Source organism: Streptomyces sp. NPDC090021 (assembly GCF_044748225.1).
In the GTDB taxonomy this organism is placed as follows: Bacteria; Actinomycetota; Actinomycetes; order Streptomycetales; family Streptomycetaceae; genus Streptomyces.
In genome coordinates this window covers 1-13,428 of the sequence record NZ_JBIVFO010000056.1, presented here as the reverse complement: position 1 = coordinate 13,428, position 13,428 = coordinate 1, and the positions used below count along the sequence as shown (strand labels likewise).

The 13,428-nt window shown below is 69.7% G+C and carries 10 protein-coding genes and 1 pseudogene; 3 read left to right on the top strand and 8 right to left on the bottom strand.

What is annotated here, in order from left to right; all coding sequences use genetic code 11:
- Positions 1-42: 42 nt before the first annotated feature.
- The 4 genes and pseudogenes from ACIPXC_RS31850 to ACIPXC_RS31835 form a co-directional block, all read right to left on the bottom strand.
- A complete protein-coding gene (locus ACIPXC_RS31850) occupies positions 43-435 on the bottom strand; it encodes a hypothetical protein (protein ID WP_401625033.1) in 393 nt (130 codons plus the stop codon).
- Positions 436-519: 84 nt separating this feature from the next.
- A complete protein-coding gene (locus ACIPXC_RS31845; protein ID WP_401625031.1) occupies positions 520-1,230 on the bottom strand; it encodes a response regulator in 711 nt (236 codons plus the stop codon).
- 189 nt (positions 1,231-1,419) lie between these two features.
- On the bottom strand, positions 1,420-4,077 hold the full coding sequence (gene adhE, locus ACIPXC_RS31840; protein ID WP_401625028.1) for a bifunctional acetaldehyde-CoA/alcohol dehydrogenase: 2,658 nt from the start codon (positions 4,075-4,077) through the stop codon (positions 1,420-1,422).
- A 232-nt stretch (positions 4,078-4,309) separates the two neighbouring features.
- Positions 4,310-4,495: pseudogene (locus ACIPXC_RS31835) on the bottom strand (type I glyceraldehyde-3-phosphate dehydrogenase); the annotation flags it as partial.
- Between the two features lie 360 nt (positions 4,496-4,855).
- Between ACIPXC_RS31835 and ACIPXC_RS31830 the strand changes: the two are divergent.
- The 3 genes from ACIPXC_RS31830 to ACIPXC_RS31820 all read left to right on the top strand — a co-directional run bounded on the left by ACIPXC_RS31830 (position 4,856) and on the right by ACIPXC_RS31820 (position 7,652).
- Positions 4,856-5,530 carry a CBS domain-containing protein gene (locus ACIPXC_RS31830; protein ID WP_401625025.1) on the top strand — a complete coding sequence of 225 codons (675 nt, stop codon included), beginning with the start codon at positions 4,856-4,858 and terminating at the stop codon, positions 5,528-5,530.
- A gap of 305 nt (positions 5,531-5,835) precedes the next feature.
- Positions 5,836-6,633, top strand: a complete 798-nt coding sequence (locus ACIPXC_RS31825) for a sigma 54 modulation/S30EA ribosomal C-terminal domain-containing protein (protein WP_401625022.1) — start codon at positions 5,836-5,838, stop codon at positions 6,631-6,633.
- Between the two features lie 86 nt (positions 6,634-6,719).
- A complete protein-coding gene (locus ACIPXC_RS31820) occupies positions 6,720-7,652 on the top strand; it encodes a universal stress protein (protein WP_401625019.1) in 933 nt (310 codons plus the stop codon).
- A gap of 671 nt (positions 7,653-8,323) precedes the next feature.
- Here ACIPXC_RS31820 and ACIPXC_RS31815 read toward each other — a convergent pair.
- The 4 genes from ACIPXC_RS31815 to ACIPXC_RS31800 all read right to left on the bottom strand — a co-directional run bounded on the left by ACIPXC_RS31815 (position 8,324) and on the right by ACIPXC_RS31800 (position 13,137).
- On the bottom strand, positions 8,324-9,856 hold the full coding sequence (locus tag ACIPXC_RS31815; protein WP_401625016.1) for a YfcC family protein: 1,533 nt from the start codon (positions 9,854-9,856) through the stop codon (positions 8,324-8,326).
- Positions 9,853-10,806, bottom strand: a complete 954-nt coding sequence (gene arcC, locus ACIPXC_RS31810; protein WP_401625014.1) for a carbamate kinase — start codon at positions 10,804-10,806, stop codon at positions 9,853-9,855. Before arcC ends, ACIPXC_RS31815 begins: the two co-directional genes overlap by 4 nt.
- A gap of 33 nt (positions 10,807-10,839) precedes the next feature.
- The gene (gene argF / locus ACIPXC_RS31805; RefSeq protein ID WP_401625011.1) at positions 10,840-11,841 is read right to left on the bottom strand and encodes an ornithine carbamoyltransferase; all 1,002 of its coding nucleotides are present in this window, start codon (positions 11,839-11,841) and stop codon (positions 10,840-10,842) included.
- 72 nt (positions 11,842-11,913) lie between these two features.
- Positions 11,914-13,137: an arginine deiminase gene (locus tag ACIPXC_RS31800; RefSeq protein ID WP_401625008.1), complete on the bottom strand. Its 1,224-nt coding sequence runs from the start codon at positions 13,135-13,137 to the stop codon at positions 11,914-11,916.
- Between the last annotated feature and the right edge of the window lie 291 nt (positions 13,138-13,428).

Below are 13,428 nucleotides of genomic sequence, written 5' to 3'. Positions count from 1 at the left end.
AACCGGGGCGGCGTGCCGCACGGTAGCGGCCGGTTCGGTCAGTCAGTCAGTCGTGCGGCACGACCGCGACGCGAGCCAGGGAGTGGTGGATGACGGCCCCGATGTGCGTGCCGATCCGCGCACGCCGGTTCCTGCGACCCACCACGACCAGCCGGGCCCCCGTGAGGCATCAACGAGGTCCTGTGCCGGCCGGCCCTGGCGGCATTCACGGACGACGGACACACCGGGGTACTTCTCCGTCCACGGGGCCAGCGCCTCGTCGAGCGCCCGGCGCGCGTCCTGCGCGACCTCCGCCCACATCAGTTGCAGCGCGGCGCCCATGTCGGCTCCGTAGAACGCCGGAAGGGCCCACGTGTGCAGGACGCGCAGACCGCAGCCGTACCGGTCGGCCGCCGCGAAGCGGAAGGCGAGCACCTCTTCGCCGGGTGCGGACACGTCCAGCGACGAGAAGGACGCCGGGCCGGGCCGCTCAGCCGTTTCGCGGGCGCGTGAACCAGCGCTCAGATCCTGGGACAGCCGTCACACCTTGCCGAGCCGCCCGATCTGGTCTCCCTGGGCGGCCAGAGCCTGCGTGGCGATGACGGCGGCCTGCACTCGCCGTTCGACGCCCAGTTTGGCGAGCAGCCGGGAGATGTTGTTCTTGACCGTCTTCTCCGCCAGGTAGAGCCGCTGGCCGATCTCACGATTGGTCAGCCCTTCCCCGACCAGAGCGAGGATCTCACCCTCGCGCTCCGTCAGGCCGGGCAGACCCGGCGGAAGCTCCTCCTGCGGAGGTCCGCCGCGCAGCCGGGCCATCACCCGCGCCGTGGCGCCGGGGTCCAGCATGGACTGGCCGGAGGCGACCGTCCGCACGGCGTTCACCAGGTCGGTTCCGGTGATCTGCTTGAGCACGTATCCGGACGCGCCGGCCATGATCGCGTCGAGCAGCGCCTCCTCGTCGTCGAATGACGTCAGCATCAGGCAGGCGAGGTCGGGCATTCGGGAGCGCAGCTCCCGGCAGACACTCACGCCGTCCCCGTCCGGCAGGCGCACATCCAGGACGGCGACCTGCGGGCGCAGCGCGGGCACCCGGATGAGCGCCTGCTGGACCGTGCCCGCCTCCCCGACCACGGTCAGGTCCGGCTCGGCATCCAGCAGATCGTGCACACCGCGGCGCACGACCTCGTGATCGTCGAGGAGGAAGACCCTCACCGGTTCCTTCCCGGTGAGGCCGCCGCTGCTGTCCGTCATCGCACACTCCGAGTTCGCCGAATCGTCCGCCCGCCGGCGGATCCACTGCATCGTGCCGTGCGAGCATGACCTTCAGCCAGGGCCGGATGGCCCTCATACGCGGCCGCATCCCATACGGCTGCCCTGGAGCACCGGGTACCACACGGTCACGGCGGCCCGGACGCAGAGAGGCCGCCGCCCGACCCGCGGTCAGAAGGAGGGAAGCGGCCGGGGCCCGGCGTAGTAGGCCGTGCGCATGATGTCCTCCATGTCGTCCAGCATCGGCATGCGCGGGTTGGCCGGGGCGCACTGGTCCTCATAGGCGTTCAGTGCCTGCTGCGGCAGCGCGCCGATGAAGGCCGCCTCGTCAAGTCCCAGGGCGCGGAAGGACGGTTCGATGCCCACGGCGTCCCGCAGGCGTTCCACCGCGGCGGCGTACGAGGCCACGCCCTCGGCGGGGGTAGATGCGGGGAGCCCGAGGGCACGGGCAATGTCCTGGAACCGCTCGGGCGCACGGTAGCTCTCGTACTTGGGCCATCCCGTCAGCTTGCCGGGAACGGTGCCGTTGTAGCGGATCACGTGCGGCAGGAGGATTGCGTTGGTCCGCCCGTGGGCGATGTGGAAGGTGGCGCCCAGGGTGTGGGACATCGCGTGGACGATGCCGAGGAAGGCGTTACCGAAGGCCATGCCGGCGATGGTGCCCGCGTTGTGCATCTTCTCCCGTGCCACGCTCCTCCGTGCCGCCTCGCCGGTGACCGCCGCCTCGAGGTGGTCGAAGACCAGCCTGATGGCGTGTAGCGCCAGACCGTCGGTGAAGTCGTTGGCATAGACGGACACGTACGCCTCGGTGGCATGGGTGAGAGCGTCGAAGCCGCTGTCGGCGGCGAGCGACGCCGGCAGGTCGTCGGTCAGGACGGGATCGATGATCGCCACGCTGGGAGTCAGGGCATAGTCGGCCAGCGGGTACTTCTTGCCGGTCGCCGGGTCGGAGATCACGGCGAAGGGGGTGACCTCGGCGCCGGTTCCCGAGGTGGTGGGAACGCAGACGAGACGGGCCTGCTTGCCGAGCACGGGGAAGCGGAAGGCCCGCTTACGGATGTCGGAGAACTTCTGCCGCATGTCGGTGAAGTCGACGTCCGGCTGTTCGTACAGCAGCCACATCACCTTCGCCGCGTCCATGGGGGATCCGCCACCCAGGGCGATGATGGTGTCCGGCCGGAAGTCGCGCATGAGGGCGGCGCCACGCTGTACGGAGTCGATGCTCGGCTCCGGCTCGACGTCGTCGATGACCTGGATGGTCACGGGTTGCTGCCGCTGTTGCAGGACCCGGCTGACGCGTTCCACGTAACCGAGCCGGGTCATGGTCGCGTCGGTGACCACGGTGACGCGGTGAACGTCGGGCATCGCCGCGAGGTAGCGGATGGCCTGGGGCTCGAAGTAGATCTTCGGCGGCACCTTGAACCACTGCATGTTGTTCTGCCGGGTGGTGACGCGCTTGATGTTGAGCAACTGGGCGGCCGAGACGTTGTCCGAGACCGAAGTGCTGCCCCAGGAACCGCAGCCCAAGGTCAGGGACGGAACCAGACGGTTGTAGATGCCGCCGATCGCTCCCTGCGAGGACGGCGAGTTGACGATGATCCGTACGGTCTTCATACGGCGGCCGTAGCGCTCGGCGAGGGCCGGGTCCCCGGTGTGAACCACCGCGCTGTGTCCTTGCCCGTGGAAGTCGACCATGTCGGCCGCGAGGTCGAAGCCCTCCTCGGTGGACGCTGCCCGCAGCACGGTGAGGACGGGGCAGAGCTTCTCCCGCGTCAGCGGCTCGTCGGGCCCGACGTGGCTCGCCTCGGCCAGGATGAGCGAGGTGTCCGCGGGTACCGTGAACCCTGCCTGCTCGGCGATCCGGTCGGGGCTCTGTCCGACGGCTGCCGGGTTGACGCGGCCCTGTCGGCCGGCCGGGTCGGGCGGAAAGAGGTAGGTCTCCAGCTTCCGCTTCTCCTCGGCCGTGGCGACGTACGCGTGCAGGCGCCGGAATTCGGCGAGCGCCTCGTCGTACACGTCGGTGTCCAGGATGACCGCCTGCTCGGACGCGCAGATCATGCCGTTGTCGAAGGACTTGGACAGGACGAGGTCGTTGACCGCCCGGCGCAGGTCCGCGCTGTGGTGCACGTAGGCGGGCACGTTGCCAGCGCCGACGCCGACGGCGGGCTTGCCGGCCGAGTAGGCGGCCTTGACCATGGCGTTGCCGCCGGTCGCCAGGATCAACGCGACGCCAGGATGTCGCATGAGGAGGCTTGTGGCCTCGATGGAGGGAGCCTCGATCCACTGCACGCAGTGCTCGGGCGCTCCGGCGGCGACGGCGGCGTCCCGCACGATGCGTGCGGCTTCGGTGCTGCACACCTGCGCGGAGGGGTGGAAGGCGAATACGACGGGGTTGCGTGTCTTCAGCGCCATCAGCGCCTTGAAGATGGTGGTGGACGTCGGGTTGGTGACGGGCGTGACCGCGCAGAGCACGCCGACGGGTTCGGCGATCTCGATGATGCCCTCGATGTCGTCGCGGCCGATGACGCCGACCGTCCTCGCCCGGGACATGCTGTGGGTGACGTGCTCGCAGGCGAACATGTTCTTCGCCGCCTTGTCCTCGAAGACACCCCGCCCGGTCTCCTCCACCGCCAAGCGGGCCAGGGCGGTGTGCTGATCCAGGGCGGCCACCGACGCCTTGGCGACGATGTGGTCGACCTGCTCCTGCGTGAAGGACTCGAAGTCGGCGAGCGCCTTGGTGGCGTTGTCGACCAGGAGGTTCACGGCGATGAGCGTGTCCGACGGGGTGCCGTCGGTGGTGGAGCGGGGGTCGCTGGTCACCTGTGTCATGGAAAGCTCCCTGGGTGTGGGTGGCACTGTGGCCACACGTGGCCGGCCACTGGGGTGGCCACCCGTTCCGTCCTGTCACCTACAGCCTTGCCCGGGACGCGTCCTCGGCTGAGGTCCCGAAGGTCCCTCGACGGGGCCCGATGGTCTCCGGCCGCTGTGGCAGCGCAGAGGCTTGCGCCACCACCGGGCCTTCCGTGCCTCTACGGCGTCCGCTGCCCGGACTGCCGCCGGCTCACCGGGCGTCGAGCAGCGTCGCGACGTACTGGGTCAGGTCGACAAGACGGTTGGTGTAGCCCCACTCGTTGTCGTACCAGCCGAAGACCTTGACCAGATCGCCGTTGGCCTGCGTCAGCGGGGCGTCCACGATGCACGAGGCGGGGTCGCCGACGATGTCGCGCGAGACGATCGGGGCATCGCTCGATGCGTACGGTCATCTCCGCCGCCCCTTCCCTTGGGTGCCGATGCGAGTGGTGCCAGCCTGGGGGCCATGTCGCGCCGCAGGCAGGGGTCGAACGGGGTGCACGCCAGGGCCGTTGGGCCCTCTCCCCGGCCGGCCCGGCCCGGACCGGCCTGTCACGGGCCGAACGGCCCGGCGTACGGGTCCTGACCGGTTCTGTCCCCCGGCCGTCCTCCGCCCCACTCTGGAAGCAACGGCAAGCATGAGGAGCAGACGAACCCGGGGCCTCCCGGCCCCCGGCGCGCTGAGCACAGCGGTCGGCGGGCAGTCAGAGGTCGAGGCGCCATCGGCGGTATCCGGAAACCTGCGAAACGAGTGGAGATGAGCACCGTGGTCGAAGAACGGACGGTGGGCCAAGTCATGACCACCGAGGTGGTCCAGGCCCGCCCGGACACCTCCTTCGAAGAACTGGCTCGCATGCTCGTCGCGCATCGGATCAGCGGGCTGCCTGTGGTGGATGACGACGACAAGGTCATGGGCGTCGTCTCCCGGAAAGACCTCGCCAGGCAACAGGGCTGTCTCGGCCGGCACGAATCCGGGCGGCATCGGATGGCGCACACACCACGGCGACCGGCCGATGCCCACTCCGTCGCGGGACCCGCCCCGGCGGCAGGCGAGCTGATGACCAGCCCGGCGGTAACCGTGCATCCCGAACAGCGCGTCGCCGACGCCGCGCGCATCATGGAACGTCGCCGCGTCGACCGGTTGCCGGTGGTGGACGAGGAGGACCGTCTGATCGGCATCACCACGCGGCGTGATCTGCTGCGCGTCTTCCTGAGGACGGACGAGGAGATCCTCGCGGACGTCGCCGATGCCGTCTCCGGACGGGCGCTGGCCGCCCACCACATCGACGGGCTCCGCATCGACGTTCGCGACGGGATGGTCACCATGGCGGGATCATCTGAACCTGCCCTCGATACAGCGACGTTGATCAGGGTCACGTGGCGCGTGGACGGTGTGGTCGGTGTGGTGAACCGGCTGACAACCGGCCACTGACAACAGGGTGGGACACCACGGGCTCTTCCGTCGGCCGAGCGGCGGCGGGCACCGCGGCCGGTCGCGGCGACCTGGAGCCGCCGACCCGAGCCGTGCTGTCCGTCCGGCACGCCACGCGATATCGGGCCGGGGCACGTCGACTTACCCATCCCTGGGTCTGGAGGCCGAACGGCCTTGCCCGGCCGACCGGAAGTCCCGGGTTCTCGGGTGGTGTCGGTACCAGTGGCACCGTGGCGGGGTCCGGACAGCTCTGCCCGGGAGCGGCCGCCGGCAGACAGGCTGGAAGGGATGGAGGAGGAGTTCTCATGAGCGGTCTCAAGACCAGCCGGACAGCCGACGTTCAGGTCCGCAACCGAGGGCAGGTGCCCGATGGCGCGGACGTGTACGCCCAGGGAAAGATGCTGGCGGTGATCGGCCACGTGCGCGGACCCGTGCTGACCGTGCGGGTGAAGCTCACGCAAGCCGTCAACACTTCGGCAAACCGTCCGGCCACGGCTCAGGCCGTGGTGGACGTCAACGGCCGAATGGTTCGCGCCCACGTGGCCGCGAACAGCATGTTCGAAGCGGTCGACCTCCTGCAGGAGCGCCTGGCTGCCCGGCTCACCCGGCCACGGCGGTATGCGGCGGACGGCCCCCACCGCAACAGCACTCCCAGCCGGACATCGCGGGACGGCGCAGGGCACGACCACCGTCAGCACCGGCATCACGTTCCCGCCGAGAAGCGCCGGATCGTGCGGCACAAGTCCTTCAGCCTGGTCCACCAGACGCCTGAGGACGCCGTGATCGACCTGGAAGCCATGGACCACGACTTCTGGCTCTTCACGGACCTGGCCTCCGGGCACGACAGCGTCGTCTACCGCGACGTCCGCACCGGGCGGCATCGCATGGCTTCGCTGGGACCTCTGGGTCAGGAACGGGAGGTCGACGGTCTGCTCGGCGTGAGCACGGTTCCCGTGCCGACGAGCAGTGTGACCGAGGCCGTTTCACGGTTGCACCTCACCGGGCTGCCTTTCGTCTTCTTCAACGACACGGCCACCGGCCGGGGCTGCGTCCTCTACCACCGCTACGACGGCCACTACGGGCTGATCACTCCGTCCCGGTAACACGTTCCGGGCGACGCCGCGCGCCCGGCCGCCGGTCCCCGGACCCGTGCCGCAAACCACCCGAAGGCCCCTCACCCGGAGGAATCATGTCACGTACCGTCATCGCCGCTGTGGACGGCTCGGCCGAGTCGCTGGCCGCCGCGGACTGGGCCGCCCACGAGGCACAGATGCGCCGTCTGCCCCTGCACCTCCTGCACGTCTGGCAGGACTGGTCACGGGCCTTCGCCCACGCCCCGTTCACTGGCCTGGACACCACGCCCGGTGAGGGGGCGACCGCCACACGGCACTACGCCGAGCAGGTCACCCACGACGCGTCCGACCGGCTGCGGGCCGCGCACCCCAGCCTGGACATCACCGTCGAGCAGGTGCACGGCCGCCCCGCGGAGGTGTTGCTGTCCGCCGCAGAGAAGGCGGAAGTCCTGGTCGTGGGTTCACGAGGGCTGGGTAGCCTGGCCGGCTTCCTGACCGGATCGGTGTCCCTGCCCGTCATCGCGCACGCCGAGCGTCCCGTCGTCGCCGTACGGGCCGGGGAACGGGCCGAGTGTGAACCGCTCCCCGGCACGGGCGGCCACGGGGACCGCAAGGGGCAGTGCCTTGATGTGGTGCTCGGCCTCGACCTCTCCAGGCCGTGTGACGAGCTGCTCGCGTACGCCTTCGAAGCCGCCACTGCCCGAGCGGCCACCCTGCGGGTCGTGCACGGCTGGAGCGTACCGGTGGTCGAGGGGTACGACCCTGCGGCGGCCGACCCCGGCCACGGCGTCGCGCTGGGACAGCGCGAGGCAAGCGCGCTCACCGACGTACTGCGGTCGTGGCGCGGCAGGTTCCCCCAGGTCGAGGTCAAGGAGCAGTGCCTGGTGGGACGGCCCGCGGGCCACCTTGTGGAAGCGTCGAAGGAAGCCTCGCTGCTGATCGTCGGACGGCGCATACGCCGGGCGGTGGTCGGAGCACACATCGGCCCGGTCGCCCACGCAGTGCTGCACCACGCCACGACGCCCGTGGCGGTCGTCCCTCATCTCTGATCGTCGCGGGCCGCACCGAGGACGGATACGCCCCGGTTGCGGTCCCCCGACGGAAGCCGTCGCCCCTTGACATCAGGAGCCCTCGTCGCGCAGCTGCGCGACGAGGGCTCCTGGTGTGCTGCAACCGCAGTGGTCGGTATGTTGCTTGTCGTACCGGGTGGAAAGACGGAAGCCGCCGCCGCGGGGGCGCGTTGGGGCGGTCGGTCCGGGTCCACAGGCCGGCCGGGAAGGACCGTTGCGGCAGTCCCCGCCCGTCCCCACCACCTCGAACCAAAGCGTCCATGCAGGCCTTGCCCGCCCGCATGCGCCGGCGCAACTCTCAGACCTGCCACCCCAGATGGGTGGCCGCCCGACGCCGTGAGCGTATCCGCACAGGCGAGCGCCCCACCAGTGGCCCGTCGACGCTCTCGCACTGCCGGTCCACAGCGAGGACGGGAATCGCACCCGTGCAGTCGCTCCGATGGCCGGCAGTCCGGGCATGAGGTCCCACCTCCTTGAGCGGCCACGGACACCATGCCCCCGCCGGAGCTCACGGTCGCGGCCCAGAGAAGCGCCCAGGGCTCTGTTGGCGCTGTCCGGTGGAGCCCACAGGTCCGCCTCGTGCTGGGCACACGACGGTGGCCGGCTGGTCGGTGTCCCGACCAGCCGGCCACTTGCCTGCCCGCAGCGATTCAGCGCACTGCCGCACCGAGTGCGAGGAATCCGGCGACGGCCACCAGCAGGGCGCCCATCAGTGGTGCCATGAAGCGCAGGTACCGGTCGTAGCGGATCTTGGCAAGGGCGAGACCTCCCATGACGACGGCCGAGGTGGGCGTAACGAGGTTCACCCATCCGGAAGCCGACTGGTACGCGGTCACCACCAGGGCCCGGCTCACTCCGGCGAAGTCGGCCAGGGGGGCGAGGATGGGCATGGCGAGTGCCGCGTGGCCGGACGAGGAGGGGACGAAGAAGGCCAGCGGGAGATTCACCAGGAACATCAGGACGGCGAACACGCCGGAGGAGGTGTCGGCCACAGCGCTCTGCAGGACGTCGAGGATGGTGTCGGTGACACTGGCGTTGTTCATGATCACCGTGACTCCGCGGGCCAGCATGACGATCAACGCCGCTCCGATGAAGTCCCCTGCGCCGACGGTGACGCCTTTCACCGTCCCCTTCTCGCCCAAGCCGCCGACCAGCCCCACGGCGACCGCCGCGACGATGAACAGGGCGGCGAGTTCGGGGAAGTACCAGCCGAGGGTGGGCAGGAAGGTGACGTGCAGATCGGACCAGGGGACGACGGCGAAGACCATGAAGAGGAACGTGGCCGCGAAGAGGTACAGGACCGTGCGCTGGCGACTCGTGAGCTTCGCCGCTTCGCTGCCCTCAGCCTTGATGCGGAGGTCGTCCTCGGTGAGGGGTGTCAGCGACCGGGAGGGGTCCTCGGTGACGCGGCGGGCGTAGCGCACGACGTATGCGGCGGCCAGCGCGGTCAGACAGGCCCACATCACCAGTCGCAGGACGATGCCGTCTCCCGTGCCGATGCCGGCGCTGTCGGAAGCCACCCCAGTGGCAAAGGGGTTGACGGTCGAGGCGAGGGTGCCGACCCCGGCTCCCACCATGACGACTGTCGCGGCGACCATGCGGTCGTAGCCCAGGCCGAGCATCAGGGGGATCATCAGCCCGTAGAAGCCGAGGGTTTCCTCGGCCATACCGTAGGTGGTCCCGCCGAGGGAGAACACCGTCAGCAGGACCACGAGCAGCGTGGTCCTGCGGTGGTGCAGTCGCTGCGCGAGGCGCGCCACTCCCGCCGTGAGTGCCCCGGTGCGCATCGTGACGGTGATGAACGCGCCCACGGCCAGGATGAAGAGGAACACGCCGGCCGCGCCCGCGAAGGAGCCGGTCCCGCCGGGTGCGGTGAGGCCGGTCCCGGTATCGGTGACGCCGTACAGACCGTTGACCGGGGCGAGGAACAGGTCTTTGAGCCGCTCCCAGAATCCGGTGGTCAGTTCTACGGAGTGGTAGGTGCCCGGTACGGGGCTGCCGTCCTTGGTGTCGTAGCGGCCGGCGGGGATGACGAACGTCAGGGCCCAGACTGCGACAGTGACGGCGATCAGGACGGTGAAGGCGGACGGGAACCGAAGCCGCCGCCGTGGGGCGTCGGGCGAGCCGGAGTCCGTTCTGGCTCTGGCCGGCTGCGGGGATGCGGGTGCGCTCTGCAGAGTCATGTCAGGTCCTGTGTTCCGTCATGGCGGGCTTCGCGGTAGCTGCCGCTGGGTGTGACGACGGTGCCGGCGTCTCCGTCGAGGATGGCTCGGGCGTCTTCGAGAGCGCCGATGGCCGCCATTCCGCCGGTGAGCTCGACGAACCGGCACACGGCGTCGACCTTGGGGCCCATGGATCCGGCGGGGAACTGCTGGGCCCTCAGGGCCGCGGGCGTGGCCCGTCCGATGGGCTCGGCGCCGGGGGTGCCGTAGCCGAGCGAAACGTGGGCAACGTCCGTGAGCAGCAGGAGTGCGTCGGCGTCGAGCGCCTCGGCCAGGAGGGCGGCGGTGAGGTCCTTGTCCACCACGGCTTCGACGCCGGTCAGCTGCCCCTGTTCGTCACGGATCACCGGCACGCCGCCGCCTCCTGCGCACACGGCCACCGCTCCCGAGTTGAGCAGCAGCCGGATGAGCCGGGTCTCCACGACGCGTTGTGGACGGGGGGACGGAACCACGCGTCGCCAGTGGGCGCCGTCCTGCTTGACCGTCCAGCCGCGTTCGGCAGCCAGACGCTCCGCTTTGGTCCGGTCGTAGACCGGGCCCACGAATTTGGCCGGGTCGGTGAAGGCGGGGTCGGCCGCGGAGACAAGGGTCTGGTTGAGCAGGGCGCAGACCTGCCGTTCGGGCAGCGCGTTCTGCAGGGACTGGAGCAGCCAGTAGCCGATCATGCCCTGGGTCTCCGCGCCGAGGACGTCGAAGGGGTAGGGGCTGCTCAGGGAGCGGTCGGCGGCGCTCTGGAGAGCGAGCACGCCGACCTGAGGTCCGTTGCCGTGGGTGATGACGAGTTCGTGCTCGTGCGCGAGGGGGGCGAGCGCGGACACAGCGCCGCGGATATTGGCGAGCTGCACGGCGGCGTCCGGCCGCTCCTCGCGGCGGAGCAGGGCGTTGCCGCCCAGTGCGACGACTACACGCATGACGTGTTCTCCGGAGGTCGAGGGGATGCCGGTTCAGTCGCCGAGGGTGGCGACGAGGACGGCCTTGATGGTGTGGAGCCGGTTCTCGGCCTGGTCGAACACGATGGAGTGCGAGGACTCGAACACCTCCTCGGTGACCTCCAGTGCGGTCATGCCGGTCCGCGCAGCGATCTTGGCGCCGACGGTGGTGTCGCTGTTGTGGAAGGCCGGAAGGCAGTGCATGAACTTGACCGCCGGATTGCCTGTCGCCTCCAGAGTCTTCGTTGTCACCTGGTATGGCTTGAGCAGGGCTATGCGCTCGTCCCACATCTCCGGCGGCTCTCCCATGGAGAGCCATACATCGGTGTAGACGAAGTCGACGCCGGCCACGCCTTCGGTCACATCCTCGGTCAGGGTGATCCGCGCGCCGCTGACGGCCGCCGCCCGCCGCGCCTGGTCGACGACGTCGGAGGCGTTGTGCAGGGATCGCGGGCCGACCATGCGTACGTCCATGCCGAGCATCGCCGCGACGATCAGCAGGGAATTGCCGACGTTGTTCCTGGCGTCGCCCAGGTAGGCGAAGGACACCTGGTTCAGCGGTTTGTCGGTGTGCTCCCACATGGTGAGAACGTCGGCGAGCGACTGGGTGGGGTGCCACTGGTCCGTCAGGCCGTTCCAGACCGGAACGCCGGCGTGCTGGGCCAGCTCCTCCACCAGGCGCTGGTCGCTGCCCCGGTATTCGATCCCGTCGTAGTAGCGGCCGAGGACGCGTGCGGTGTCCTTGATGGACTCCTTGTGCCCGAGCTGGGATCCGGCCGGGTCGAGGTAGGTCACGTGCGCGCCCTGCTGGTGCGCGGCCACTTCGAAGGCGCACCGGGTCCTCGTCGACGTCTTCTCGAAGATGACGGCGATGTTCTTGCCGCGCAGCCGCTGCTCCTCGCGCCCCTCGCGGCGGGCCGTCTTGATGGAGGCGGAGAGTTCCAGCAGGTGGCGGAACTCCTCGGGAGTGAAGTCGAGTTCCTTCACGAACGGGCGCTGGTGCAGGTCGTCGTGCATGGCAAGCTCCTTGATATGTACGGGGTGTGTGCGACGGGCGGTGAGGGGGACGCGGGGGTGCGGGAGGGGTGGTCAGGCGGCCTCGCGCTCGATGGGGCAGGTCATGCACCGCGGACCACCACGGCCCCGGCCGAGTTCGCTGCCTCGCACGGTGATGACTTCGATCCCGCTCTTGCGCAGGTGAGTGTTGGTGGTCACGTTGCGCTCGTAGGCGACGACCACACCGGGCTCCACGGCCAGCACGTTGCAGCCGTCGTCCCACTGCTCCCGCTCGGCGGACCGCAGGTCCTGGCTCGGGGTGAGGACGTTGATGGAGGGCAGACCCAGCGCATCGGCGATGGCCCGGTCCATGTCCTCGGGGGCGTGGTCGGTGACCCTCAGGCCCTCCCCGCCGGCCCCCGGTTCGATGGTGGAGGAAGGCAGCATGCCGAGGCCGGCGTATCGGGTGAAGGTGTCGCCGCTGACCATCGTCATGACCGTGTCGAGGTGCATGAAGCTGCGGCTCTTCGGCAGGCTGACGGCCACGACCCGCTGGGCGGAACCCGCCGCGAACATGCGCAGGGCGAGATTCTCCACGGCCTGAGGCGTGGTGCGCTCGCTCATGCCGACGAGCACCGCTCCGTTGCCGATGACCAGGACGTCGCCGCCCTCGATGGTGGCGGGATAGGCCGCCTGCCCGTCGGCCCACCGGTGGAACTCCCCCTTCGCGAAGAGGGGGTGGTGCTGATAGAGGGCTTCGAAGTGAACCGTTTCACGGCGGCGTGCCCGCTTGTTCATCGGGTTGACGCTCACGCCGTCGTACACCCAGCACGAGGTGTCGCGGGTGAACAGATGGTTGGGCAGCGGCGCGAGGAGGAAGTCGTCGGGCGACATGGCGTGCAGGCGTACGCTCGGTATCGGGCCCGTGCGCTCGAGCAGTTCCGCCTTGGTGACGCCGCCGATGAGGCAGGTGGTCAGGGCGGCCGGCTCCAGGGAGTCGAAGTGCGTGCGGATCCGGTCGGTGCCGAGGATGCCGAACTCGCGTTCGTCGAAGACCCGGTCCAACACCAGCTGCCGCGCTTCGATGCCGTCCAACGTCTCGGTGAGCAGGTCGGCGAGGAGGTGCACACGCACTCCGCGGTCCCGCAGGACATCGGCGAACGCGTCGTGCTCGTCGCGGGCGCGCTTGGCCCACAGCACGTCATCGAAGAGGAGCTCGTCCTTGTTGGTGGGTGTGAGGCGTGTCAGTTCGCGGTCGGGGCGGTGCAGGATGACCTGCTTCAGCCGGCCGGTCTCAGAGTCGACGTGAAACGTCATGGGGTCCCCCGGAGATAAAATGGAAGGTGCGCTCGACGGGCGCCGTAATGGGATGTGCACCTGGCCGGGCGTCCTCTGGGACGCCTCGGAGAGCACTTGAACTCTGTCACTCGCGCCCCCTCATGCCCGGCGGCAACAGTCCCCGGTGGCGGGCCGGTCGGCACTCTCCGAGAGGTCCCGTTCGGTCGCTGCGCAGGGCCCTTCGGGGCGGGGGCAACGCGCCCGCCGGGCGCCACAGCGCGGGGGGGGGGCGGCCCCCCACGAATAAGTAAAAAAAAGTTCAAACCAAAC